The sequence below is a fragment of the Kurthia sp. Dielmo genome (assembly GCF_000307285.2).
Lineage (GTDB): Bacteria > Bacillota > Bacilli > Bacillales_A > Planococcaceae > Kurthia > Kurthia populi.
The window spans coordinates 819,598-845,536 of record NZ_HE578956.1 but is presented as its reverse complement, the minus strand read 5'-3'; the positions used below and the strand labels follow the sequence as shown (position 1 = coordinate 845,536).

The following is a 25,939-nucleotide window of genomic DNA, read 5'->3' as shown; positions in this document are numbered from 1 at the left end:
GTACCTAGCTAACAAGGGGGTACGATTATGATAATAGACACAAAAGAAAATAAATCATCAGTTAAAAAAGAACTATTTAATACTACTTTTAAAAAAATGTGGCCTTTATTTCTTCTTCGCTGGAGAATTGTGATGACATTCGCAGCTTTATCTTTATTACTCGTTGCGATGCTTGTATTGAGTTACAATAATTTAGAAAAACTTAAGGATGAATTAAAACTATTTAATGGCGACACATTAAAAACACAGCTCGAGGTTAATAGCCTGTCTGGCAAATTAGCGGCAATTACTGCACTCGAAAAAACATATATCATTACTGGCAATACTAATGAACGTGCATTATACGATGAGCAAGCCGCCTCGTTTACAACACAAGTCGAAAAGCTACAGGAAAAGTTTAGCCGTTCTAACAATGAATTAAAACATCTCGAAACGATTTTAGCATATTACACAACATATACGAACACTGCAAACAGCGCAATGTCTATACGTGAAACAGAAGGCCTTTCAGCTGCTAAGGAATATGTATCGCGTGGTGCTGGACAAAAGGCGATGACAAATGTTAATACACAAATTAATTATATGAAAAATGCATTAAATGAAAAAAGCTCAAAAAAATTAGTCACACTCGAAAACTCCACAACGTTGTCAGAATTAATTTTCTTTATCTTAACGCTACTCGCAATCATTGTCTTATCAATTACTGGCTTTTTATTATTCCGTTCGATTAAGAGAAATACCGCTCGTATTCAAGCAGCAATTGATGACATGGCAAATAATGGTGGTGATTTGACACAGCGTATCCACATTTCTACACGAGATGAATTTGCGCAGATTGGTCAGAGCACTAATTCATTAATTGAGTCCATCGCAGACCTTGTTGGAAATATTGATACACTGGCACATGATGTCGCAGCAAATGGTGCACAATTAAAAACATCCGCTGCTCAAAGCGCTGACATTATTCAATCTATCGCACAATCTTCAAACGTCATTTCAGAAAGTAGTGAAAATACCATTATAAATATGAATGCTGCTGCGCAAAAAATGGAAATGCTCCATAGCGCCGCAACACATTTATCGAATGATACGAATGATATGAAGATTTCTGCAGATGCGATGATTCAAGCCGCCAATGAAGGCTACGCTTCTGTACAAAATGCGGCAAATATGATGATGGAAATTGAAGAAACAATCGCGAATATAACTGGCACCGTTCAAAAGCTTGGGGACCGTTCTTCACAAATCACATCGATTATTCAAGCAATTACAGAAATCGCAGATCAAACGAATTTATTAGCGCTTAATGCTTCAATTGAAGCAGCACGTGCAGGCGAAGCTGGCAAAGGCTTTTCAGTAGTAGCAGATGAAGTGCGAAATCTCGCTGAATCTTCACAGCAAGCGGCAAACGAAGTGGCATCCATTATTCATGCTATTCAGCGCGAGATCCATACCATTATTGAACAAAATGAAACCGGTGTTACGAAAGTCATTCAAGGTGTTAATTTAACAAATACAACGACGTCCTCTCTTGATATTATCGTGGCACAAACAAATGAAACACTTATGATTATTGATGATATGGCTCAAAAAATTGAAACGTTTGAAAATCATAGTGAACATGTAACCCAATCGTTTATTGAGGTAAATATAATCGCTGAGGAAAATGAGATGCAAGCTGAGGAGAATGCACAATCTGCTGAAGAAGGTGCCCGCTCTGTAGATGCAATTTATGATGCTGTTGAAAATTTATCTACGCAATCTAGTGCACTTCAAAAAATGATTGCAGCATTTAAAATTTCTTAGTTTTTTGAAACCTTCTCTTTCGAATCTCGTCCTGTTACAAGATTGCTCCACTAATGACAGGAAAGTATACACTTTCGCATATTTTAGTGGTATTATTGCCTAACAGGAGATGATTTAACATGAAATTAACAAAATACGTATTATCTTTAGGAGTACTAACTGCTTCTACATTAACAGTTGCAACACCATCTTTTGCTGCAACGACTACTGCAACAACAATGACGGGTACAGTTTTAAATCCTGTCACTGTTCGTGAAGCTGCTGATTTAAAAAGCGATTCACTTGGCGCACTTAAAAAAGGTGACAAAGTAATCGTTTATTCAACTGACAAAAATGGTTGGGTTCAAATCAAATTTAATGCTAAAAAAGCATATATTTATAAAGACTACGTTAAAGTATCAACAACTACAGATGATAAAACACCAGCTACGACAACAAAATCATCAACGAAATATATTCAACAACCTGGTGCAAACGTTCGCCAAAAAGGCAATGTATCATCGAAAATTCTTGGTAAATTAACACCTGGAACAAAAGTAACTGCTTATGGTACAACAAAAGATGGTTGGGTAAAAATCAAATATAATAACAGCACAGCTTATGTGTATAAAGATTATATTGGTGCAAAAAAACCTGCTACGACAACAAAGCCATCAACACCTGCAAACACAACGAAAAAAGGCTACAACTTACAAACAGCTAAAACGTATAAATACGCTCATAATGGCTCTAATGTAACCCTTTCTAGCAAAGGTAAAAAAACATCTTCAGGCTATACGGTATGGACAATGCACGATAGCAAAACAAACAAAACATCAACAGTTTATTTAAAAGAAGTAGCTAATAAAGGTCTTTACTATAAAAAAGCTGGCGAAAAAGCAGTGAAATTATTAAACTATCCTTTCGCAGTTGGTGACACGTATAAGAACGGCTCCACGACTTATAAAGTAACAGGCGTGAACAAAACAGTGACAACAAAAGCTGGTAAATTCACTAACACAATTACAGTTAAAGTTGGCAATGAAACGTATTATATTGCGCCAACAACAGGCGTTGTGAAAATCACAAAAGGCACAAAAACAGTATTCCAATTAAAAAGCGTTAAGTAATCTGCGCTACGCTATTTAAAAGAATCGCTTTTGCGGTTCTTTTTTTATGTAATTTTTAAACTAATAATCATATAATCGTTTTCTTTTTCTGATTTTTGTAATTTTTCAGATTTTATATTGTCACAATTGTCAATTAGTGTTAGAATTCCATTAATTGATTATATCTTATTAACTTAATAGATTTTCTTATCGAGAGAGATTGAGGGACGTGGCCCATTGACATCTCAGCAACCCCCATTGGAAGGTGCTACATCCGCGAAGACATAGTCTTACAGATAAGAAAGGACGTATTTTCAAGTGCCCCTTTCTACTGTGTAGATCGGGGTGTTTTTATTTTATTCATAAAGGATGATGACATATGACAACAATCGAAACAAAATTAGCACAGCTTGGTAATAATTCAGATGAACGCACCGGTGCAATTAATACACCCATTTATTTATCAACGGCCTATCGTCACCCAGGCCTTGGTCAATCAACAGGTTATGACTATACACGTACGAAAAACCCTACACGCGATGTTTTAGAAAGTGGCATTGCTGATTTAGAAGGTGGGACAGCTGGATTTGCCTGTAGTAGCGGTATGGCTGCTGTAGGACTTGTCTTCTCTTTATTTAAAGCGGGAGATGAAATAATCTATCCCGATGACTTATATGGAGGTACATATCGTTTAGCTAAGCAATATGAACAACAATACGATATAAAAGCGCATTTTAATCCATTCAAAGATATCAATGAAGTCGCAGCACTAATCAATGATAAAACAAAAGCAATTTTTATTGAAACACCTACAAACCCATTAATGCAAGAAATTTCAATTGAAGATTATGCAGTGCTTGCACATGAACATAATCTATTGTTGATTGTCGATAATACATTTTTAACACCCTACTATCAACGTCCTATCGAGCTTGGTGCTGACATCGTTTTACATAGTGCCACGAAGTATATTGGCGGACACAATGATGTTCTAGCGGGCCTTGTTGTTGCAAAAGGTGAAGAATTAAGTGAACAACTATTTTTACTACATAATGCAAGTGGCGCAACACTTGGTGCCTTTGACTGTTGGTTATTAATTCGCGGTTTAAAAACACTTCATTTACGTATGAAACAGCATACGAAAAATGCCACTGCACTCGTAGAATTTTTAACTGCACAGCCAGAAGTGAAAGATGTCCTTTATGCTGGTCTTGGTGGCATGATTTCATTCCGCCTACAAAAAGCTGAGTGGGTACCAACATTTTTAGAAGGAATTGACCTCATTGCGTTCGCTGAGAGCCTTGGTGGCGTTGAAAGTTTTATCACCTACCCAACAACACAAACACACGCAGATATCCCTGAAGAAGAGCGTAATGCGCGAGGTGTAGATGCTTCACTCTTACGCTTCTCTGTTGGCTTAGAAGATGTCGACGATTTAACAGCAGACCTACAACGCGTTTTCGCAACATTAGAAGGAGTGACAACACATGACTAATCATAATGAAAACTTTGAAACAACATTAATTACCGCTTCTACACGTGGCGACTATGAGGCTAAAACAGGTGCAGTCAACGTACCAATCTACTTATCCTCTACATTCGACCAAGAGCATTTTGATAGCTTTGGGCCATTTGACTATAGCCGTTCAGGCAACCCTACTCGTCAAGCACTTGAAAATACAATTGCTGAATTAGAACATGGTACACGTGGCTTCGCGTTTTCATCAGGCATCGCCGCAATCGCTTCTGCCCTGTTAACACTAAATGCAGGCGATCATATTGTTATTACTTCAGAGGTATATGGTGGTACATATCGCTTCGTCACGAAAGTATTACCAAAATACAATATTACACATACATTTGCAGACTTCTCTAACTTAAATGAAGTGGAAGCAGCCATTCAAGACAACACAAAAGTATTATACGCAGAAACACCTGCTAATCCTTTATTAGGCATTACAGATTTATCAGGGGTTATCGCCCTTGCTAAAAAACATCAGTTAAAAACATTTGTTGATAATACATTTATGACGCCACTTTATCAAAAGCCGCTTGATTTAGGTGCAGATGTTATTCTTCATAGCGCCACAAAATTCCTTGGTGGACATAGTGATATCATCGCAGGTCTTGCTGTGACAAAAGATGAAGAAATCGGCAATGATATTTATTTCATGCAAAATTCAATGGGTGCCATTTTAGGTGCACAGGATTCCTTTTCACTTATTCAAGGCATCAAGACATTGAATGCTCGCCTAACGCTAGAAAGCGCCTCTGCTGAGAAAATCGCGCATTTCCTTGAGAAAAGTGACTATGTTACAGCGGTTCACTACCCTGGTCTTACGTCACATCCAGGGCATACTACACACTTCAAGCAAGCCACAAGTGCAGGTGCAGTTCTTTCTTTTGAATTACCCTCAAAAGAATTTACAAAAGTATTTGTTGAAAATGTACAAATCCCTATTTTCGCCGTAAGTTTAGGTGGCGTAGAATCCATTCTTTCTTATCCTGTCACAATGAGTCATGCAGCAATACCAAAAGAAGAGCGCGATAAGCGTGGTATTACAGAAGGCTTATTACGCCTCTCTGTCGGCTTAGAAAATGTGGATGATTTAATCCAAGACTTTGAACAAGCATTTGCAAAAGCAGTAGAAGCAACAGCCGTAAAATAAAAATTCATACAAAAAACAGGAACCGCCAAAGCGATTCCTGTTTTTTTATGGAGACAATAGTTATTCAAAATGAGACAAATATTCGCCATATCCTTGTTGTTCTAATTCTGCTTTCGGCACAAAACGTAGTGCTGCTGAATTAATACAATAACGTAAGCCGCCTGATTCTACAGGACCATCCGGAAACACATGTCCTAAATGTGAATCGGCTTCTTTACTACGTACTTCCGTGCGCAGCATACCAAAGCGTGTATCTGTATTTTCAGTTAATGCATCGATTGGTTTTGTAAATGCCGGCCAACCACAACCCGAGTTGAATTTCTCTTTTGATGTAAATAAAGGTTCTCCTGATACAATATCAACATACAAACCTTCCTCAAAATGCTCATCAAATTCATTGCTGTACGGTGGCTCTGTACCTTCTTCTTGTGTTACATGATATTGCATATCTGTTAACTCTTTTAAACGTTGTTCTTTATTTTTCATAAATATTCCCCCAATGTTGTTGTTGAAATGCGACGCGTCCTGAGCCATGTGAATAACGCTCGTAATGCATCGGATTTTTTTTATAATACTGTTGATGATACGCTTCTGCCACATAAAAAGGCTTTGCAGGTAAAATCTTTACAACAATTGGCTGCTGAAATTTTCCAGAAGCTTGTAATGCATCTCTTGAGGCTTCTGCAATTTCTTTTTGTTTATCATCGTGGTAAAAAATAGCCGTTTGATAACTGCCGCCGCGGTCATAAAACTGTCCTCCTGCATCCGTTGGGTCTATTAGCTTCCAATAAAGTTCTACTAATTTTTCATATGGATAAATAGCATCATCAAAAATTATTTGAACTGCTTCATAATGCCCTGTTGTCTCCGAACAAACTTGTTCATACGTTGGATTTTCAACTGTGCCACCTGTATACCCTGAAATAACAGCTTCAATTCCTGGTTGTTCATCAAATGGCTTCACCATACACCAAAAACAACCACCAGCAAATGTTGCAACTTGTTTTGTCATCGCTCTCTACTCCTTCGATGGAATAATTACTTTCAATTCAATCTCATCATTATTTAAATCAAATTTTGTGGCACGAACATAGGCATCCGTCCCTTTTGAAACAGGCACTTCAATAGCATTCAAATTAATATATGCTTGATTCTCGCTCGGTTGAATCGTAATAAAATCCGGTAGTTTCCCTGAGTCTTTTACTAGTTTCAATGCCGTCTGTGTAGGAATATCTAGACGTCCGATAGCAATACTTGTCTGCTTTAAAATTAAATTACCTTTGTCATCAATTGACGGGTCAAAATCCATTGTCACTGGTAAGGTTGCCCCAAGAACACTCACCTTGCTCGTCAATGTAATATCTTTGTCTACAAACATTTTCATCGGCATTTGTGTATCTGCCGTTGCATCACTAATAAAATGATTCGCTAAGGTTTCAAAATCATCTGCTGTCGCTTTGACTGTCACTTCACTACCATTAATTTGGTTTAAATTCGTTGGAATAGCTTGGTCTTCACTTGAAGATGTCACCATGACAAATAATACAACAAGCGCAATGATAATAAGTGCTAGTAGTGTAAAGAAAGCCAATTTCCATTTATTTTTTATCATCGCTATTTCCCCCCATGTCCAAGTTTCCACTTGATAAACTATATAAATCTTCCTGTTCGAGTGTCGTTAAAATACGATGTTCCATTAAACGATATCCTTTTGCATTCGGATGGAAGTAATCATTATGATAAACACTATCATCATCCGAGACAAATAAATCATTAATTGGTACAAAAATCGCATAATGATTTTCCTGTTCGATAATCGTACGCATGACATCGTTATATTCCTTCATAATGATATCTGTTTGCCCTACATCATTTGTGTAAACCGTAAATGGATTATACACACCTATTGCAATAATGGGCACTTTCTTATTTTGTTCACGAATTGCTTGGAATATTTTCTCATAGCGCTTTTCGTACGAAGGTAACTCACGGTCAAAGTCTCCTTTATCAAGACTGCTCATATGAGATTTTACAATTTTCATAATATCATTGCCGCCAATTGTAAATGTAATAATATCAGCATTCTTTAATGTATCATCTAATTCGCCACTCTCAAGTTGCGCTAATAATTGATCGCTACGACGCCCTTTCTTTGCAGCATTCGTTACAGTAACACTTTTTACTCCATCCCATGTTTGCATTTCTTTTGCAAGACGTCCTACATACCCACCTTGATTTTTCTCATCGCCAACACCCTCAGTCAAGGAATCTCCTAAGGACACATAATGAATTGGCTTATCTTTGATATTCTTTTTATCGCTAAACGGCACCCAGCCACTGTCTTCTAATTGTGATGTAATATCACATGCACTAAGCACGCTAATTGATAGCACCATCACACATACTGCCCAAACCTTTCTCATACCCATCTCCCACTAAAAAAAGTTGCCCCTATGGACAACTTTAATGTTACTACTAATTGCAGTGTTTTTAAACTAATGTGATGTGATTATTCTGCATAATAGCTTAAACCAATCGCACCGACACCTGTATGCGTACTAATGATTGGAGACGTCACATTAAATCGAACATCCTCAAACCCAATTTCATTTTTAAAGAACTCTAATAATGGCTCTGTTAACGCTGGACTATCTGCGTGTTCTAAACCAATTCCTTTAATTGTTTTACCCGCTGTATCTTCTAAAAATTGCTTTTTCAACAACTTTAATACTTGTTTATGGCTGCGCACTTTTGCGAAGTTTTTTAATGCACCATCTTCTACTATTGCAACCGGCTTAATGTTTAGCAACGCACCAACCATACCCATTCCCTTACCGATACGGCCACCTTTAATTAAATTTTCGAGCGTATCAACGACAAGGTAGAGTTTCGTATTGTCACGAACCGTTTCAACACGAGCAACAATTTCATCTAATGATTTACCTTGTTGAGCCATTTTAGCAGCTTCTAACACTTGGAAACCTAAACCCCAGGATGTAAATTGCGAATCGATTACTTTCACATTAGCGATAGACGATTCACTAGCTGATTCAGCTGAACGTACGGTACCGCTTAATGTATGTGTAAGCGTTAATACCAGAACATCATCTCCATCTTTTCCTAGTTCATTAAATAATTCTTCAAACACACCCATTGGCGGCTGTGAGCTTTTTGGCAATGCTTTTGATTGCGACATTTTATCTAAAAATTGTGTAGGTGTTAAGTTTTCACCGTCTTGAAATGATTCTCCATCGATAAAAACTGTTAAAGGTACGACATGAATATCGTATTTTGCAATGTCTTGTTGTGTGATTCCACTTGTGGAATCCGTTACGACATGTACACGTTTCATAATTATTGACACATCCATTTCTACTGCTTGTGAAGCATTTCTGCTCGTCTTCTTTCTGTTATATCGTATTTTACTCGTTTTTGTCATGTGATACATGTGACAAACGTCAATATTTGGATAACAAAATTAGCGTCATAATAGATTTATAAAGAAAAAACAAAAGTAAATTTAACTTTTATAGATAGGAGTGTCATTTAATGGAAACAATTACGACGTTAGATAACCGCAAGAACAATGAGGAAACATGGAATGTCATCACCCACGGTTTAGGATTCATTCTTGCAATACCTGCGCTTATCTTCTTAATTATGCGCTCCGCTTCTACCGGTTCTGCATTATATGTCACAAGCTTCACTATTTTTGGTATTTCAACAATGATCCTCTTTTTAGCTTCAACCGTTTATCATGCATCACCATTATCGAAAAGACGTCAATTCCGCATCATCGACCACTGCTCTATTTACATTCTAATCGCTGGCACGTACACACCGTTCGCATTAATTGCGATTGGCGGTGGACTAGGCTGGACAATTTTCGGTATTGAATGGGGCCTTGCACTATGTGGTATCGTCTTTAAATTTTTCTTTATCGAACGTTTTAAAGCCGTATCACTTATTTGTTACTTAGGAATGGGCTGGCTTATCATTATCGCCTTTAAAACCGTTGTTACACATATTACAATGACCGGATTTTCATACTTATTAGCAGGTGGTTTAATGTATACCATCGGTGCTTTCTTCTTCGCCAATCATAAAATCCCTTATAATCATGCGATCTGGCATGTATTCGTATTAGCAGGCAGTGCCTTTATGCTTGTGACGGTTTTATTTTATGTCTAATCATTAACCGAGCTTGAAATTTCAAGCTCGGTTTTTCTATTTAAGACAATTTTAGTAGCTAGTGCCTTCTATTTCCGTTATCATTAAACACAGAATTTCAGGAGGGATGTTGAGATGAAACAATATTTAGATCTTTGCCGTCATATTTTAGCGGAAGGTCATGATAAAGGTGACCGAACAGGCACAGGTACATACAGTGTTTTCGGTTATCAAATGCGCTTTAACTTACAGGAGGGCTTTCCTCTATTAACAACTAAAAAAACAGCATTTCGTCTGATCGCAACCGAGCTTTTATGGTTTTTAAAAGGCGATACAAATGTCCGTACCTTAATCGCGCAAAACAATCATATTTGGGATGAATGGGCTTTTGAAAAGTGGGTCACTTCTACCGAATATACGGGTCCTGATATGACAGATTTTGGCCATCGTTCTTTAACAGATAACGAATTTAAAGCAGCTTATGATGAACAAATGGCTTTGTTCCAACAACGTATCTTAAACGATGATGCCTTCGCAAAAGCCTATGGAGATTTAGGTCCCGTTTACGGAAAACAATGGCGCTCATGGCCTGATGCAACGGGTGGAACAATTGACCAATTGCATAATGTCATCGAATCGATTAAACATAATCCAAATTCACGCCGCCATATTGTTAGTGCTTGGAATCCTGCAGAAGTGGAAGATATGGCTCTACCACCTTGTCACACGCTATTCCAATTTTATGTAGCGGACGGCAAGTTATCTTGTCAGCTCTATCAGCGCTCAGCAGATGTGTTTTTAGGTGTCCCATTTAATATCGCAAGCTATGCCCTATTAACTCATTTAATCGCGAAAGAATGTGGCCTTGAAGTAGGCGATTTTGTACACACACTGGGCGATGCTCACTTATATAAAAACCATTTAAATCAAGTAAATGAACAGTTAATTCGTGAACCTCGTACATTACCACAGCTACGAATCATTACAGATAAACAATCGATTTTTGATTATGAGATGAGTGATTTAGTCATCGATGGCTATGATCCTTATCCACGAATAAAAGCACCTATTTCTGTTTAAAAAGGAGCCCTAAAAATGATTTCATTAATTGTTGCACACGATGAAAATCGCGTCATCGGATACAAAAACGACATGCCTTGGCATTTACCTGGTGATTTAGCTTATTTCAAACGCACAACTATGGGAAAACCAATTATCATGGGCCGTAAAACATTTGAATCAATCGGTCGTGCACTTCCTGGTCGTCTTAATATTGTTATTACTAGAAATGAGCACTATACTGCAGATGGTATTACGACCGTTAGTAGCTTACAACAAGCATTAGAACTTGCAGCAACGCAGCATGAGGAAGTAATGGTCATTGGTGGCGGTAAAATTTTTGCTGATGCCTTACCACTTGCAGATCGCCTCTATATTACAGAAATCCACCATCAGTTCCCAGGTGATACGTACTTCCCTGCTTATCCAGGTTGGAATGAAGTTTCTACTTCTGAACCTCAACAAGCAGATGGCTATACTTTTGAATATAAAGTATTTGAAAAATAAACTTTGTTAGCTGACACTAAAAAAGACCTGTTCAAGATATAATCTTTGAACAGGTCTTTTTTTTAGTTAATCGTTATTGTAGCTCACTATTAGATTCATTCGCTGAAGATTTAGACTGCATATATTCTTTTTGTGTCATCACATCATCCACATGCATATTAACTTCTACAACTTCTAGTCCCGTCATATGATAAATTTGTGATTTCACACTCTCTGCTGCTTGTTTGAAAATAACAGGTGCACTTTGACCATATTCTAAAATAACCTTCAAATCAACGGCTACTTGCTTTTCTCCTACTTCCACACTAACACCATTCGTAAGACCACCTTTTGCGCCTAGTCGGTTTGTTAAGCCAGCAGCAAAGCCACCTTTCATATCTAAAATGCCTTGCACTTCACGAGCTGAAATAGCTGCAATTTTTTCAACAACACTGTTATCAAATGTAAGTGAGTGGTGAAATGTACGTTCATTTTCTGTAGCTTGACGATTAATTTCTACTTGCTTATTATATGAATTTGTCATCCGATTGTCCCCCTAACGTAATTTATCAAAAAATGTTAAAAACTGTGCCGTACGGTCTTTCGCGTATCCTATACCAACACCAATTGCACATAACAAAATAATTAATAATGTTTTCCAGAAACCAAGTGTTAAAAATAAAATGCCTACTAGTAACATCGTGATAAATCCAATAATACGCCATTTATATTCTTTTAAAAATTGCGTATAAGAGTGCGCTTCATTCATGACACGACCTCCTTACTAAATAACTCGTTTATTTAATAGCTTTTGATCTAATACATTCACCTTTACATCTCGTACTGGCAATTCTGAAAAATGTTCAGTTGTATCTTTCACATCTTGACGCATTGTTTTTACAAGCGTTTGGATACTATTCGTTTGTGCGATAAAAACGTCTAATACAATGTCGATATAAGCTGCTTTTTTCTTTTCGTACAAATAAACAGCAATGCTTGGTTGACGAACATCTTGATATTTTCCAACTGTATGTTGAATGTTTTTCTCAATAGCTCGCTTATTAAACGACATATTCCCGTCTGCGTATTTTGATGTCAAATTACGTTTTTTATGCGAGGGTGACAAACCTAAAATAATCATTACAATCGCAACCACAAGTACAACTCCCACTAAAATATATAATGTGGTCTGAAACCAATTATACGAGCGTAATTCTTGTTGATACAACATCCAAGAAGGTATATCAACATATAAAAATAGTAAAATGGCTGTTGTAACAAGCAACACAAGTGCAAATAAAAAACTTAAAAGTCGCTTCATACACAATTCCTCCTAATAATTGTCAACATTAAACTTTTCCCGCCTAATGCGTGTTATAATCATTTTTTAATAAAAATCAACTATCCTATGCGTAAAATATAAAAAAGCTAGTGTTGTGTAAATACACAGCACTAGCTTTTCACTAAAAAATACTCGATTTTATTTTCTTTGAAACAAATAAATTGGAGCAGAAGTTACGTCTATATCTGCTACAAATAGGCTTCCTGCATTTGGCTGTTCTGTACGTTGTTGCTCACTTAACCCTTCAGAAGCTGTTGTAATATACAATCGAGTACTTCCTGGTTCAAAGGCACAGCTCGTAACATTTGCAGCTGGCACATCAATTGCATCGATAATTTGTTGTGTTTCAGGATCAATACAAACGACACGCGAACCGCCCCATAAAGCTACCCACAATTGATTGGTTGCATCAATCGTCATACCGTCTGGACTCCCTATTTCATTACTAAAATCATAAATAACACGACCATTTGAAAGTGTTGTTGTTTGTTCATCGAATGGATACGCCATAATTTTTTGCGTCGGTGTATCGATTGCATACATCGTATCCCCCGTATTATTCCAAGCAAGTCCATTTGAAATCGTCAAGCCTGTTAGCGCAACATTTATATCGCCGCTCTTATCAACAACATATAATTTTGCATTAGGTGTCTCCTCATCTTCATTCATTGTTCCAATCCATAGTCGCCCATAAGGATCAATACCACCATCATTAAAACGCATCGTTTCACTTAAATCCTCAAACTGAACAAATATTTCTTTTTCACCTGTTTTTGTATCAACAAACCAAATCGTATCTCGGGTTGCAACAAGTAGTGACGATGTATCCGTATTCGCGACAAAGGTCACATCCTCTTTAAATGGCAATTTCGAACTTTCCTGTGTTGCAGGTGTATAACGGTACAAATAATTATTTTTAATATCAACAAAACGTAAACACATCTCTGACGCATCCCAAACAGGGCCTTCTAATAATCGTCCTTTATATGGTTCAACAAGTCGTGCATTCATCATATACAGTCCCTCCAACATCCATTTTTTGTTATTATAGCGGATTTCATACAGTAAAAGAAATTGTTATGTGCCACAATATGTTACATATGGGTTTTGCATAGTAGGAGGTGTACGGAAATGTTGATGCGTTTCTTTGACTTCATAGGGATTTTGCAATGCCTCAACTAGCATTTCAACGGCATCCATATTGCCAGCTTCAGCGTCTTGAATGGCCGCTTCCACATAATAATTACGTGCAATAATCGCTGGATTAACACGTCGCATGCATTGCTGCGCCGCTTCTACTGTTGTTCCTTCTATTTCTAATCGTTTCTCCCATTGCTTTTGCCACTCTGCTAATCCTGTAATGGCTTTTCCTTCCGATAAAGCGCGGAATGTCTCTGTAAAATCCGCTTGGTTCGCTTCCATCCAACTTAATAATTGTTCTGCCAAATTACGATCCTCCATGCGAGCAGTAGCCAAGCCCAACTTGTCACGCATACCTGCTAGCCAGGCATCTCCAAATACTTGTGGGTACGTCCTTAATACTTCTTCTAACGCTGCAATTGCTACCTCTTCATTGTCATCAATCAACGGTAATAACGTCTCAGCAAAACGTGTTAAATTCCATCCACCAATTGCCGGTTGCTGACTGTAACGATAACGCCCCTGTTGATCAATTGAACTGAAAAATTGATCCGCATGAAACACATCTAAAAATGCACATGGTCCATAATCAATTGTCTCACCACTAATCGTCATATTATCTGTATTCATAACGCCATGTACAAATCCGACAAGTTGCCACTGCGCAATTAATTGTGCTTGTCGACGCATCACTGCACGAAAGAACCCAATATAGTCTCCTTTTTCAAGAGAAGCATAATGACGTGCCATCGCATAATCTGCTAACTCACGTACAGCATGCTCATCAACCATATGACGTGCATATTGAAAAGTCCCAACACGTAAATGGCTCGCAGCGATACGCGTTAACACCGCACCTTGCTGTACTTCTTCACGATAAACCGGTAGTCCCGTCGTCGTCACGGCTAAACTACGCGTTGTAGGAATGCGCAATCCATTCATGGCTTCTGAAATAATATATTCTCGTACCATAGGACCAATCCCCGCACGGCCGTCACCGCCACGAGAATAGGGCGTACGACCGCTTCCTTTTAATTGCACATCAACACGTTTATTTTGATGAACATGCTCCCCTATTAACATAGCACGCCCATCACCAAGCATTGTAAAATTACCAAACTGATGCCCTGCATATGCTTGAGTAATATAATCACGTGGCTGTGCACCTGCAAATAGCGCTGTATTCGCATATTCATCTTCTACATCCAATTCCTCTGCTAAGCGTTTATTCCATAATATAATCTGTGACTCTTTTACTCGATTTTCACTTACCTCACGAAAAAAAGTCGGCGGTAATGCCGTATATGTTGTTTCAAAGTTGAATGACATCTTATCATTCCTTTCTACCTGATTACTCCTACCATAGCATAAAAAAGCAATATAACCTCTTAGAAGGCATTACAAAGATATTCACTATCTATTGAATTGATTGAATACACGCTACATTTGAATGTTAAATTATATTTATTGATAAAAATCCAATAAAGCATCAAATTTCTAGTTAGTATATTTTCTAGTTAGTATATAATTAAATAAATAATAAAAAGAGGTGATGAAATGTTCTATTTTTTCATTGGTATTGTCATTTTTATTATGCTACTTAGTATAATCGTCCATTCATCAAAAACGGCATCGCAAAAACGGAAAAATGAGCGTTTTGAAAAAATTATCACAACGACACACTATACATCTGACCTCGATTTACTTACACATGCTACGGCTCAAAATACATTTTTCATCGAAAGAATGATGCAAGTCCAACACGCTTACGCTCAACAACTTCATCAGCCCTCCAAAGCTCGATTTATAAGCGAAGATAGCGCGCGTTTACCTAGCCAGAAACTTCTTAAATCAAATGATAAAAATCAAGAATTCTCACTATTAGAAGCTGAATTTCAGCGTTTCCTCTTTTTAAGTACTTTATTTAAAAATGTGCCTATGTTCAGTCAACACGTAGACGAACTATGGCATACAACAATTATGTTCACCAATCAATACCAAACATTTAGCGAAACATTATTAGGGCCACATCAATTAATTCATCACGCACCTAATATAGAGCCAACAAATAATCCAAAAGAACGCGCTTTTTTTGACCTCATTTACAGTTCTTTTTTTGCCATTAATGATTACAGTCATCTAACATGGGGCAGTTTCTTCAGCTATACAATTGACAAACAAGTATTAATCGACTTCGGACAGCAGCGCGCATTTTCTACTGAAGAATTACTTCGTCTACAACAACAGTATTTACGTGATGAATTATCATTAGAACAAGTACGTTATGTAGCAGAACGTTTACAACAAATTATTTATCCTGCTTGGAATGAAGCTTCTTCTGACATAAAAAATCATCAAAAAATCGTTGATACGGCTTTTTCATATAATCCTCTAACTGCTAAAAATAGTAATAGTTATAATATGAATGGTGTGTTATTTTTCGTATTACTCGCATCATTGCTAACAGAAGAAGAGCTTGTGCAAACTGCCTTGCAATCACTTGGCTTAATGAAAGTAACTGCAACAGCTAGCGGAACCGATAGTTCTTATATTGCACCTACTGATTATTACGATAATGATACTAATCACCATGATACAATTCACCATTCAAATCACGACAGTAATCATCATTCATGTGGTTCTAGTTGTGGTAGTGACGGTGGCTCTAGCTGTGGGTCGGGCTGTAGCTCTTCATAATGTTTACGAAAAAACGCCTCCAAATAAAACATCTTATTTGGAGGCGTTTTTCTATACTATTCTAGTATTAATAAATATTAAAATATCCATAACCTCTTTTTCTTTGCATGAAGCCGATATACACGCTTGTATGTACGCATAAGCTCATCTTTTCGTTCATCTACTTTATAATAGCTACCTTTAAAATCTGCAAGCTTTTTTACGATTGAGTCCATCGCTGGTGCAAGGTCTGGATTACTTATGCAAATTGCTCGCACACCAGCATCCCAATTTGTAACATTTCGACCAACCATATTTTCAATTAATGCTAAACGTTGATCTTCTTGAAGATCAGAAGGTAATTGCTCCATTACGGCAACAAGTCGCTCCGCATTTTCTTTTTGTGGTGCTGTACTTTCTAACATTTTCCGAATAATATCTCGATGGTTTTTCCAAATAAGCAAGTCATCATCAAAAAAATGATTAAATCGTTCTTCAATCAATTGTTGTCGCCATTCTTCAATAATTGTTGAACTAATTGCGAGACGTTGAAAAGCTGCGTAATCAAGAACTGCTTCTCGTCCCATTACTAATTCATCGCCACCATAAGCCATATAAAATTTTTTTGCTTCTTCTATTGTCATGAAAATACCTCCCCTTACAGTAACTATTTACAACAATTCCCCTTCTAAAACATTTCTACTCGTAAATAGTTAACAAGTTAGCGTGACAAACTGAACTTTATACCTAGAAATAGAAAAAAATGCAACGCAAGTCCAAAAAGAGAGCGCTAATCAAGTTGATTAGCGCCCTCTTTTTTATTATGATAACCATTTTGGCGGTGTATTTTTACTCCAATAAATTTCTCCTAACTCATAATGCGATACAAAATTATCCTCGTATGTATGGTAGTGAAAATTGTAGTAAAACCCTTCAAATGGTCTATTTTCTGTTCTTACATGGAATCGAATCATATCCTCACGTGTCTCACGATTGTAAATATTGAAAATTTTCTCAGAATAATTACCACTTGGGTTTTCAGTAATAGCTAAGTTTGATAGTTCTTGCTCACCAACGCGCGCGACTGTGAAATCAATTGCTTCTTGCATTTTCGGAAAAATTAATTCATCAAAATCCTGTTGAATTTTAGGACCAACCTTTGCACCAAATTTTGTATAGGCTTGCTCTTTTGCCTCTTTCATAAAATCAATTGGTTCATATATTTGTTCCACTATTGGCTGCTCATCTGCATAAGCAACGAGTGTCGTAGTCGTTTCATTTTGATGTTCTATTAATGTTTTGTGTTGCGAATTTCCATCAAATACATTTTCCCAGAATGCGTGCGATGGTGTAATTAAGCCCAGTGTAACGACTGCTACAGCCGAGACCATGGCTTTTTGAAACCATTTTTTCATACTTAATTCACCTGCTTTGAAAAGAGTCTTAATTATCTTACGTTTTATTTAACTAGAAAGTTTCACATAAAACAAAAAAAGTAATAGCTATTTTGAGCTACTACTTTTTTATTCACTAAAAATAATTTTTTAAAACGTTGTTCACTTAAAAATAAATTATTTTTCAAAGATACCATAATGAAATTTTGTATTAGGTCTCTTCAACTGCTTAAAATGATATTTTTCAAATAATGGTGAACGAAAATGCGCTTTTAATACAACGCGTTTCTTGGCTACACGTAGCGCCTCATACATCCATTCATCATCTAATGAAATATGAATACCCGCTTCACGCAGAGGTGTGAAATTTTTTGATTCTTCAATGGTTTTTTCAAACATAGGATCTAAATATACGACATCCATTGTGTTAGATGGCAATTGACGTAAATAATCTACAGCTATAGAAGATATGACTTCAATTTGCCGCATGCTTGCTAATTCTAATAGCTTTTCCTCTACATAATTATACTCCTGTAACCCTTGTTGCATCATAAATGCAATCACCGGATTTCCTTCACAGCCAATAATACGGCCTTGTTCCCCCACTTGGATACTCGCCAACATACTATCTGTTGCCATGCCTAATGTACAATCTAATAACGTATCGCCTTTTTCTAACTGTACCGCTTCTAAAAACGTATCTTTTTCTCCACGCGCGAGACGTTTTGCACGGAATGCAGCCGATGATGGATGAAAGAAAAAAGGCTCTTTTTGACCAAAAGCATAATATTCATAGCGCATTTTCCCTGCAACTAAAATATTCGCTTGTTCTTGCTCCATTATTTTTTGCATCGAGCGCTTACGACGATCTACAAATGGAATTGCCAATGTAGATGATGCAAAAAGAGCGCGCTGACGAGAAAGATCGTCAGGGCGCCCGCCAGTTGTTACAACTGTTTTCACTAATTATTCAACGATTTTCTCTAATACGTCCATTACATGGTCACGTACAGATTCCATCATTTGTCCTTCAATTTGTTCGCGTGGGATAAAGTATGCAAGATTCCCATCTTTCCAGAAAGCAATCGATGGTGATGAAGGGGGTACTTCTTCAAAGAATGAACGCATTTGTGCTGTTGCTTCTTTATCTTGTCCTGCAAAAACTGTCACTAAATGTTGTGGTTTCTTTTCTACAGTTTGTACCGCTTCAATAACTGCTGGACGAGCAAGACCTGCTGCACAGCCGCATACTGAATTAATCACAATGACAGAAGTCCCTTTTGATTCCTGCATATGTTCTGCTACATCGCCTGCATTCATTAATTGTGTAAATCCTGCATTCACTAGTTCTTCGCGCATTGGTTGTACAATACCGCGCATATATTCATCATAAGCATTCATAATTCTAGCCTCTTTCATATTGGGTCGTAACCCTTGTATTTATTGACTTTCTACTTTCTCATTGTAGCGTTCATTGCGTGAGATTTCATCCTTTTTTACTCCGAATGTTAGATTTATGTTAGATAGATGTTAGATTGCTACAATTAGAAACGTTGTTAAATCAACGTTTTATGGAGTCGTTTGAAATTTATACTTAAAAATGTGATATTTTTTGACTGAATATCGAGTTTTAATGAAATAAAACATGATGGATATTTTCTTTTTTCTAATTTTCTTACATATGAAATAATTCTTTATTATCATATATTCGATAAAAATAAAGGAACTTTGTTATATATTTACCTTTTGTTTTTTGATATATTTATACCATGAAATCAATTAAATATATGAAGGAGAAATATAATGAAAAAACTATTATTAGCTAGTACTATTATTTTCACTACTACTTTAACTCCGCTGTCTTTTAACGAAACTAAAATAGAGGCAAAAGCCAAATCGGAAATCTATCCACTTTCAAATTCATTTGTAACATCTTTAAAAAATGGGCAACTAAGAAATTCTAAAGTTGCAATTGGTATGTCTGCAAAAAAAATGAAAAAAGTTGCTGCATTAAAATCAGATTCAGATGGTTTAACGTATAGTTTGAAAAAACCAGTAGCATCAGGTGCAGCTGCTGATGTAATTTCGGTCACATCAAAAACAAAAAGAGTTGCTACCATAAGTAGAGTTTATAATTATACAATTGGTAAGAGTACTGTAGATAAAAAATTAGGGAAACCTTATAAAGTAAAAAAATAAAATTTGATGCTGAAAGTAAACCTACTTACTATTATTTTTACAAAGTAAACAGTAAATATAATGTTGTTTTTGGATACAATACTGATGATAACTATAAAACTGAAGTTATAATTGGTGGTAAAAAGTATCTAAAAAATGACATTCCTACTGGTATAACATTCTAATTCCATAAAATTTATTATATTAAAATAATAATTTAAAATCCTGTACTTCTTATTTTGATATAAAGTACAGGATTTTAATATTTATTAAACTTTTTCGAGATACACACGTTTAGCAGATACATATTCGCCATTTTTCAACTTAAACCGATATTTATTACCGAATTTAACGATGTCCGTCACTGTAAATGCTGTACCAACTTTAAGCGACTGTAGCTTATCAGCTTGCGTAAAGTCTACACCGCTGTAAGTGCTGCAGGGTTTAATTACACGATATAGTCCAAGTTGCGCACCTTTTTTATAAAACGTTTCAGTGTTGCCTGCCGTCGCTACAGTTGTGGAAGATTTCTTTTTGGTGTAGCCAAGATAATCAGCAACAAAATCTGCAATGCTATGACATAGCTTATCAAAATTACGTTTATATGCATCTGCATCTTTTTTTGATGACACGAAACATACCTCTAATAGAAGTGCTGGACGATTTGTGTTTTTAAGCACATATAAATCTTTGCGCACTTTTTGGCCACGATTCGTAATTCCAAGTGCTTTGGCCATCGCCTTAGATAATTTAGACGCAATACCTGTATGGCCACCATAGTGCAATACTTCCACGCCAGTAGCAGAAGATGACGCTGACGCATTAAAATGTACACTTAAATCTAAACGACGGTTTTTGCTATTGTGGAAGTTTGTAAGCGTACGTAAGTTTTGCGACTGGCTAGTTGACGTATTGTCATGAAATACATAGCCATCGCCGTTATATTCCGTTTTTAAAATCTTATCCACTTCATTTACTACGCGTCTTGCTTCATTTACTTCATCGATAAAACCGTGCGCCCCGCGTACTTTTAGTGCGTGACCACTTGATGCTACATATTTATTTACCATGTAAATCATCCTCTTTTCCATTCATTTTTTCATTCATAATTAACAAAATATTTTTGATTGGTTCCGGCATTGGCATATTCATCTTTGTACCATTTTCGGTAATTGAGATAAATTCCATTGCGATTAATGCGATAGCTAGTCCATCACCTGCAAATTTTAGTTCTGGCACTGCATAGCCCATGAGATATACAGATGATAAAGCTAGTAAGTAATAACACTTACGTAGTAAGCCATTGAAGCCAGTACGACTATGCAATTTACGATTGTATGCTGCGGCTATCAAACCTGTGATGTAATCCAGTGCCATCATGCCAAGTAGGACTGTTGTAGCCAGTCCGATACCGTCCACAAGATAGCTGATGAACGAGCCTAAAATACCTGTGTATAGAGCAATTTGTTTTTCCATATCTCACCTTCCTTTTTCGTATTTTTGATAAATAAAAAACCCTCCACAAATTGTGGAAGGTCCTCTTTAGCTAACTAATCATGAAAGCTTTTACAATGAGCCACGATTTCTTTAGAAGCCAAAAGTTGAGCAACAATGTTCGAATGAGCTTCATTGATACGTCGGTATTTTAAATTCTCAACACCTTCAGCGATGTTTTGAACGTATTTTTCAATCAAGTCTATTAGTTTATTGTTCTTTTCTTTTAAAGATACGGGTGGAACAACTTTTTTGAACTTTGCTAATTCTTCAAAAGCTTTTTTGATTTGTTCTTCATAAGCTTCGATAGTCATATTGATTTTTTCGTCACTATCAACAATAACCGCACCTATATTTTCAAAATTGACGCCATTTATTAAAATAGCATCTGCTAGTTGATTCACAGCGTCGTAATATTTTTTAGACATTTCTATTACCTCCCTTCCACAATAATTATCCTTGTGGAAGAGAATTATTACCATCATAGCTTTCTGCTATTTTTGACATAATAAAAAGCACGATCTATACGATGTGCTTTGATTATGCGTATACTGTTTCGATTTGAGCGATTAGTTCGCGGTATTCTGCATCTTCTAACTGACCTACTGCAAAGAAAGTATTCACACGTTTAGTGATTTCAGCTTGATTATAAGTTTTGGCATTTACGATTTTTTTTAGCATAGTGTATAACATATTTTTCACCTCCTTTCAATGTGCTGTTATTACAACCCTGTATTCATTTCTAGTAATACGGTTTGATATTTTGTTTCGGTTAAAATTTGTTCTTCGATTGAAGGTTCTGGCGCGACTTCTTCAATCATTGAATCATCCATAATCAATGTGCGCACAGTGTGCGATACCGTTTCTCCATCACGTGTGTATTCTTCGATTTGTTCGCCATTTTCTTCATATTTGCGTAATAACTCGACCATTTCTTATCAGCCCCCTTTATTAGAGTAAATCATAGAGAAAGAATATAGGACCGAAACCTGTATCTCTAGTTATATTTAATGATGAATTGAAAGGGAGATTAACGAAGCTTATATTTCCACCAAAGTTAAACTTAACTCCGTCAAGAGTAAGATAACCCGCACCACCCTCTATAGCGAGCGCCCTAAGCACACCTTTCCCTGTGACAGTCACTTGAGTGGAAGAGCCGCTATTAATTTTATATATACCTGCGTGCTTAGCTGCTGCAGATGCATTACTATTAATCGTACCCAACATACTATTAATATAGTTTAATTTCGCGTGGGCATTTGCGCCTGTAGAACTACTCGCACTACTTGTTGGTGTACCTAAATTTATATTAGTTGCACTCGTATTCGCATTTACCGTCACCAATGTTGATTTATTCTCATTTACATTCGTGTTCACGTTATTCACATTCGTATTTACAGCATTTACAGTTTCTTTCACATTCGCTACATTGGCAATAATCTCATCTTGTTTTGTCTCCGTTGCTAAATTAATAATGTTAGCCATTATACTACCTCCTCTGTCGCTAAGATTGGCTTCCCGTTTTCGATACCGAAACCAATTTTATACGTTTTGCCCGTTACACTATCAGTCCATTTATGTGGTAATTGCGCCTCTAAATGGTCATCAATTTGCAACTGTAAGTTACCTGCTGCATCAGTAGATAATTGTCCCTTCATACGATCAAACCATGACATAAATTCATTTTCTTCATTTGCTCGCCACGCCAAGAAACTATCTGTTTGCTCTAACATCCATGTTTCGAAATCTGTTTGCGTATTTTGAATCCAATCTGCTACATCATCTTTTGTCGCTTGTTGCCAATCTGCAAATTCTTGCGCTTTAACAATCGAATAAGTATTAAACCAATCTTGGTACTGGTTGAATACGCTTGATGTATCAATTTGTTCGACGACGCCTGCAACGATACCGCAATAGTTGCTATTGAGACGTAAATCGGTAATGTAAGATTGTGAAATGGTTGTAACACCTTTTCCTACGTATACATCTGCAATACCAAGTTCATGAATGACACCATCGCGTTGTAGTGTCGGTGCTACTGGTGACGATGCAAACGTGCCCTTTTTGTTTTCAATCGTGATTTGTCGTAATGATAAATCTAGTCTTACCACAATACGGTCAATACGATTTAAAACACCGTCTGCACGTTCGATGACTAAGTTATAATCACTGTCGTTAATAAAGTCATAACCGTTAATCCATGCTCTGCCTGCCTTAACCGTTACATTCATGTTTTCTGCTGCATATACTTGTAATCCATTTGAGGGGTTAGGGAAAACGCCATTACCGATAAAACTAGCGAAATAAGATGCAAAGTTTTGTGCCAGGTAACGACGATCACCATTAATACTGTTGAAAAATCCACTTGTTGTTGCCATTAATTATTCACCGCCTTTTTAATTTTTGAAATAAGTGTAGGAACACTACTACCAAACTCAATGCCTAGTTCATAGCCATCTTTATCCCATACTTCTGTTAATACAACGATACGAGTATGAACGGCTACGCCTAATTCATCGTTTCGAATCGTCACTTTATCGCCGTTATTGTAATCAACAAAAATTTTAAACTGGCTGTTAAAATCAATGTCAGTCTCAAAAGATTGAGTTCGGATAAATTCGGCCACTTTTTCATTACCGCGTTCAGTGAGCAATTGATTATATTCCGCATCACTCATCTCTACATCTACTGTTGTTTCAGTTTCATTTCCTTCTTCATCGATTTCTACGATTGTTTGCTTAGTTGTACTTTGTAAATCGCGCGCATCTACGAATAATTCTCGACGTTTTCGACCTTTATTAGCACCGCCGATTGTCAACATTTTGCGTGCTGTATCTTCCCCTTCACCAGCGACAATAACTGCATTTCTATAATCCGTTTTATCGTCCACATAGTTTTGAGTAAGTATGTTATCGAACTCTTTAGAGAAAATAACTGCATCACGCACAGACTGATTAGTAGTGCGGTCAACGCCTTGCCATACTTCGAATGAAAAGCGCTTATTAGGTATATCTGCAAAGATTTCGTAGGTAATGTCGTACTTTTTACAGATGGCCCATAAGGCTACGTCAAGTTGCTGAAAGTTATATGATTCGTTTGTTGTTGCGCTAATACCAGTAATTGGACCAAGTACGAGATTAGTAATTTTCCTATTGCTATCCGTTGGGTTAATCATGTTGCTATTTACATAGCTACGCATAACAAGTTCGACATTGCCACTGTAGACCGTTTCTTTTAAGATGTCGCGAAAAGACGCCAAATAGCTTAAAGAAAATAAGCTCACAATAATTTGTGTTTTAGATTCATCTTTATACTGCGCAATTTCCACCATATAGCCTCGTACTTTTCCTAATCCATCCGTCAGAAAAATATCGTCGCCATTGGTGATAAACCATTCAATATTTTGCGGTGTAGCGTCCACAATCAATTCTAACTTGCTATGATCGTGGTAATTTAAAGAGCGTTCAGCTTCTTGGTATGTGTCCAAGATGCCTAAACGCTCAAACGTATCAAAATGAAAAATATTAAATTCCATGTTACACCCCCAAGAATTTTTCGTTAAATTGCATCGAAATTTCCATATTGTCTAATCCTTGTGCTGCGTCATATCGGAAAAGGTTGTCGCCAGTACGCAACTGTAGAAACGTGCTTAAATAATCAATTTTGCCGAATACGCTAGTTGTAATGTTATTACGTGTGAGCTTCGCATATTTATTTCCACGATAGGTGCTCACTTCGATAACGTCACCTGGCAACATATCAATGTTTATCTTAAATTCTTCATAAGTGTTCACATTGATTAATGATGGATTTTTAAGTGCTGCAGTTGCTTTGAATTTAATCAACATACCAGTATCGTCTTGGCCATCGTTGACGACGTTAGCAATAAGTGATGGACTACGTTGCCCCATTTCAATCCCTTCACCTTCTGGAATTTCGAGTGCGAACTCAAACAACGGAATCCAAGTAGCAAGGTCTACATTCGTTTTATTACGCGCATAGATATATGGATCAGTAGCATCAAATTGTAATAATACTTTTTGCCATACATTATTGCTATGCTCGAAATCTGTCGGCATTGATGGAGATGATACCAGTTCAGCATTGACGTAGTATTCAGCATTCGACTTTGTTGTGAAATCGATGCGCATAGGGTTCTTTTTAGGATTGCATACGCGGTAAACATCACGACGTTTTTCTTCGTACCATTCTTTATCCGAGATAAGTCTGTGGATGAAAAATGGTATTTCGAAATCGCGTGTCTCTAACGTCGTATTTTGATAGCTTGCACCATCACCCGATTTTTCGGATGTGCTAACGTTTGCAGACAGCCCTGAAAGGTCAATTTCTTCGTAGAGCTTAAAGGTATCACCGAATGTTAGTGATTCACCGTTAGCATTTGTAATCGTTAAACCTTTAATAATCATGTGATACCTC

At 36.8% G+C, this 25,939-nt stretch carries 32 protein-coding genes and 1 riboswitch; of the genes, 9 read left to right on the top strand and 23 right to left on the bottom strand.

From position 1 onward, the window contains the following. The first annotated feature begins 27 nt into the window (after positions 1-27). From KTHG_RS04545 to KTHG_RS04530, 4 genes are all read left to right on the top strand, one after another. Positions 28-1,806 carry a methyl-accepting chemotaxis protein gene (locus KTHG_RS04545; RefSeq protein WP_020189749.1) on the top strand — a complete coding sequence of 593 codons (1,779 nt, stop codon included), beginning with the start codon at positions 28-30 and terminating at the stop codon, positions 1,804-1,806. 119 nt (positions 1,807-1,925) lie between these two features. Next, positions 1,926-2,915: an SH3 domain-containing protein gene (locus tag KTHG_RS04540; RefSeq protein ID WP_020189748.1), complete on the top strand. Its 990-nt coding sequence runs from the start codon at positions 1,926-1,928 to the stop codon at positions 2,913-2,915. 183 nt (positions 2,916-3,098) lie between these two features. Next, positions 3,099-3,197: riboswitch (SAM riboswitch) on the top strand. Positions 3,198-3,273: 76 nt separating this feature from the next. After that, on the top strand, positions 3,274-4,389 hold the full coding sequence (locus tag KTHG_RS04535; protein ID WP_020189747.1) for a methionine biosynthesis PLP-dependent protein: 1,116 nt from the start codon (positions 3,274-3,276) through the stop codon (positions 4,387-4,389). Continuing rightward, positions 4,382-5,563 (top strand): PLP-dependent transferase, encoded by a 1,182-nt coding sequence (locus KTHG_RS04530; protein WP_020189746.1) that lies wholly within the window; start codon positions 4,382-4,384, stop codon positions 5,561-5,563. The genes KTHG_RS04535 and KTHG_RS04530 overlap by 8 nt, the downstream gene beginning before the upstream one ends. Positions 5,564-5,623: 60 nt before the next feature. Here KTHG_RS04530 and msrB read toward each other — a convergent pair whose 3' ends face one another. The 5 genes from msrB to KTHG_RS04505 all read right to left on the bottom strand — a co-directional run bounded on the left by msrB (position 5,624) and on the right by KTHG_RS04505 (position 8,915). Next, positions 5,624-6,049, bottom strand: coding sequence for a peptide-methionine (R)-S-oxide reductase MsrB (gene msrB, locus KTHG_RS04525; RefSeq protein ID WP_020189745.1), 426 nt, complete (start codon positions 6,047-6,049; stop codon positions 5,624-5,626). Then, on the bottom strand, positions 6,039-6,575 hold the full coding sequence (msrA, locus tag KTHG_RS04520; RefSeq protein ID WP_020189744.1) for a peptide-methionine (S)-S-oxide reductase MsrA: 537 nt from the start codon (positions 6,573-6,575) through the stop codon (positions 6,039-6,041). The genes msrB and msrA overlap by 11 nt, the downstream gene beginning before the upstream one ends. A gap of 6 nt (positions 6,576-6,581) precedes the next feature. After that, complete coding sequence (locus KTHG_RS04515) at positions 6,582-7,175, bottom strand: YpmS family protein (RefSeq protein ID WP_020189743.1); 594 nt, start codon at positions 7,173-7,175, stop codon at positions 6,582-6,584. Next, positions 7,162-7,986, bottom strand: coding sequence for an SGNH/GDSL hydrolase family protein (locus KTHG_RS04510; protein ID WP_044527217.1), 825 nt, complete (start codon positions 7,984-7,986; stop codon positions 7,162-7,164). Before KTHG_RS04510 ends, KTHG_RS04515 begins: the two co-directional genes overlap by 14 nt. 86 nt (positions 7,987-8,072) lie before the next feature. Then, the gene (locus KTHG_RS04505) at positions 8,073-8,915 is read right to left on the bottom strand and encodes a DegV family protein (protein ID WP_020189741.1); all 843 of its coding nucleotides are present in this window, start codon (positions 8,913-8,915) and stop codon (positions 8,073-8,075) included. Between the two features lie 197 nt (positions 8,916-9,112). On the opposite strand from KTHG_RS04505, the gene trhA reads away from it, so the two are divergent. From trhA to KTHG_RS04490, 3 genes are all read left to right on the top strand, one after another. Further along, complete coding sequence (gene trhA, locus KTHG_RS04500) at positions 9,113-9,754, top strand: PAQR family membrane homeostasis protein TrhA (RefSeq protein ID WP_020189740.1); 642 nt, start codon at positions 9,113-9,115, stop codon at positions 9,752-9,754. A gap of 114 nt (positions 9,755-9,868) precedes the next feature. Next, positions 9,869-10,813 carry a thymidylate synthase gene (locus KTHG_RS04495; protein WP_020189739.1) on the top strand — a complete coding sequence of 315 codons (945 nt, stop codon included), beginning with the start codon at positions 9,869-9,871 and terminating at the stop codon, positions 10,811-10,813. A 15-nt stretch (positions 10,814-10,828) separates the two neighbouring features. Further along, complete coding sequence (locus tag KTHG_RS04490; RefSeq protein ID WP_020189738.1) at positions 10,829-11,299, top strand: dihydrofolate reductase; 471 nt, start codon at positions 10,829-10,831, stop codon at positions 11,297-11,299. A gap of 73 nt (positions 11,300-11,372) precedes the next feature. Here the strand turns inward: KTHG_RS04490 and KTHG_RS04485 are convergent, their stop codons facing one another. From KTHG_RS04485 to KTHG_RS04465, 5 genes are all read right to left on the bottom strand, one after another. Then, a complete protein-coding gene (locus KTHG_RS04485) occupies positions 11,373-11,822 on the bottom strand; it encodes an Asp23/Gls24 family envelope stress response protein (protein ID WP_020189737.1) in 450 nt (149 codons plus the stop codon). A 12-nt stretch (positions 11,823-11,834) separates the two neighbouring features. After that, positions 11,835-12,047 (bottom strand): DUF2273 domain-containing protein, encoded by a 213-nt coding sequence (locus KTHG_RS04480; protein ID WP_020189736.1) that lies wholly within the window; start codon positions 12,045-12,047, stop codon positions 11,835-11,837. Between the two features lie 15 nt (positions 12,048-12,062). Beyond that, positions 12,063-12,599, bottom strand: coding sequence for an alkaline shock response membrane anchor protein AmaP (gene amaP / locus KTHG_RS04475; protein WP_020189735.1), 537 nt, complete (start codon positions 12,597-12,599; stop codon positions 12,063-12,065). A gap of 159 nt (positions 12,600-12,758) precedes the next feature. Further along, positions 12,759-13,634: an SMP-30/gluconolactonase/LRE family protein gene (locus tag KTHG_RS04470; protein WP_020189734.1), complete on the bottom strand. Its 876-nt coding sequence runs from the start codon at positions 13,632-13,634 to the stop codon at positions 12,759-12,761. 63 nt (positions 13,635-13,697) lie between these two features. Continuing rightward, a complete protein-coding gene (locus tag KTHG_RS04465; RefSeq protein ID WP_020189733.1) occupies positions 13,698-15,089 on the bottom strand; it encodes a protein adenylyltransferase SelO in 1,392 nt (463 codons plus the stop codon). Positions 15,090-15,317: 228 nt separating this feature from the next. Here KTHG_RS04465 and KTHG_RS04460 point away from each other — a divergent pair, with 228 nt between their 5' ends. Next, a complete protein-coding gene (locus tag KTHG_RS04460) occupies positions 15,318-16,457 on the top strand; it encodes a hypothetical protein (RefSeq protein WP_020189732.1) in 1,140 nt (379 codons plus the stop codon). Positions 16,458-16,534: 77 nt separating this feature from the next. Here the strand turns inward: KTHG_RS04460 and KTHG_RS04455 are convergent, their stop codons facing one another. From KTHG_RS04455 to KTHG_RS04440, 4 genes are all read right to left on the bottom strand, one after another. Continuing rightward, positions 16,535-17,080, bottom strand: coding sequence for a hypothetical protein (locus tag KTHG_RS04455; RefSeq protein ID WP_020189731.1), 546 nt, complete (start codon positions 17,078-17,080; stop codon positions 16,535-16,537). A gap of 177 nt (positions 17,081-17,257) precedes the next feature. Next, positions 17,258-17,851, bottom strand: a complete 594-nt coding sequence (locus KTHG_RS04450) for a YpjP family protein (protein WP_020189730.1) — start codon at positions 17,849-17,851, stop codon at positions 17,258-17,260. A 156-nt stretch (positions 17,852-18,007) separates the two neighbouring features. Next, positions 18,008-18,793: a class I SAM-dependent methyltransferase gene (locus KTHG_RS04445; protein WP_020189729.1), complete on the bottom strand. Its 786-nt coding sequence runs from the start codon at positions 18,791-18,793 to the stop codon at positions 18,008-18,010. Positions 18,794-18,796: 3 nt separating this feature from the next. Beyond that, positions 18,797-19,231, bottom strand: coding sequence for a BrxA/BrxB family bacilliredoxin (locus tag KTHG_RS04440; RefSeq protein WP_020189728.1), 435 nt, complete (start codon positions 19,229-19,231; stop codon positions 18,797-18,799). Positions 19,232-19,633: 402 nt separating this feature from the next. Between KTHG_RS04440 and KTHG_RS04435 the strand changes: the two genes are divergently transcribed. Then, a complete protein-coding gene (locus tag KTHG_RS04435) occupies positions 19,634-20,029 on the top strand; it encodes a hypothetical protein (RefSeq protein ID WP_020189727.1) in 396 nt (131 codons plus the stop codon). 248 nt (positions 20,030-20,277) lie between these two features. Here the strand turns inward: KTHG_RS04435 and KTHG_RS04430 are convergent, their stop codons facing one another. From KTHG_RS04430 to KTHG_RS04395, 9 genes are all read right to left on the bottom strand, one after another. Next, positions 20,278-21,078 carry an N-acetylmuramoyl-L-alanine amidase gene (locus KTHG_RS04430; protein WP_020189726.1) on the bottom strand — a complete coding sequence of 267 codons (801 nt, stop codon included), beginning with the start codon at positions 21,076-21,078 and terminating at the stop codon, positions 20,278-20,280. Next, complete coding sequence (locus KTHG_RS04425; protein ID WP_020189725.1) at positions 21,068-21,484, bottom strand: phage holin family protein; 417 nt, start codon at positions 21,482-21,484, stop codon at positions 21,068-21,070. Before KTHG_RS04425 ends, KTHG_RS04430 begins: the two co-directional genes overlap by 11 nt. 74 nt (positions 21,485-21,558) lie before the next feature. Then, the gene (locus tag KTHG_RS04420; RefSeq protein WP_020189724.1) at positions 21,559-21,930 is read right to left on the bottom strand and encodes a hypothetical protein; all 372 of its coding nucleotides are present in this window, start codon (positions 21,928-21,930) and stop codon (positions 21,559-21,561) included. Positions 21,931-22,042: 112 nt separating this feature from the next. After that, positions 22,043-22,195 (bottom strand): hypothetical protein, encoded by a 153-nt coding sequence (locus KTHG_RS21065; protein ID WP_020189723.1) that lies wholly within the window; start codon positions 22,193-22,195, stop codon positions 22,043-22,045. Between the two features lie 29 nt (positions 22,196-22,224). Then, positions 22,225-22,434: a hypothetical protein gene (locus KTHG_RS04415; RefSeq protein ID WP_020189722.1), complete on the bottom strand. Its 210-nt coding sequence runs from the start codon at positions 22,432-22,434 to the stop codon at positions 22,225-22,227. 19 nt (positions 22,435-22,453) lie between these two features. Next, positions 22,454-22,987, bottom strand: coding sequence for a hypothetical protein (locus KTHG_RS04410; protein WP_020189721.1), 534 nt, complete (start codon positions 22,985-22,987; stop codon positions 22,454-22,456). Continuing rightward, the gene (locus tag KTHG_RS04405; RefSeq protein ID WP_020189720.1) at positions 22,987-23,880 is read right to left on the bottom strand and encodes a hypothetical protein; all 894 of its coding nucleotides are present in this window, start codon (positions 23,878-23,880) and stop codon (positions 22,987-22,989) included. The genes KTHG_RS04410 and KTHG_RS04405 overlap by 1 nt, the downstream gene beginning before the upstream one ends. Then, positions 23,880-25,037, bottom strand: a complete 1,158-nt coding sequence (locus KTHG_RS04400) for a siphovirus ReqiPepy6 Gp37-like family protein (RefSeq protein WP_020189719.1) — start codon at positions 25,035-25,037, stop codon at positions 23,880-23,882. Before KTHG_RS04400 ends, KTHG_RS04405 begins: the two co-directional genes overlap by 1 nt. Position 25,038: 1 nt before the next feature. Then, on the bottom strand, positions 25,039-25,929 hold the full coding sequence (locus KTHG_RS04395; protein ID WP_020189718.1) for a phage tail family protein: 891 nt from the start codon (positions 25,927-25,929) through the stop codon (positions 25,039-25,041). Positions 25,930-25,939 lie beyond the last annotated feature (10 nt).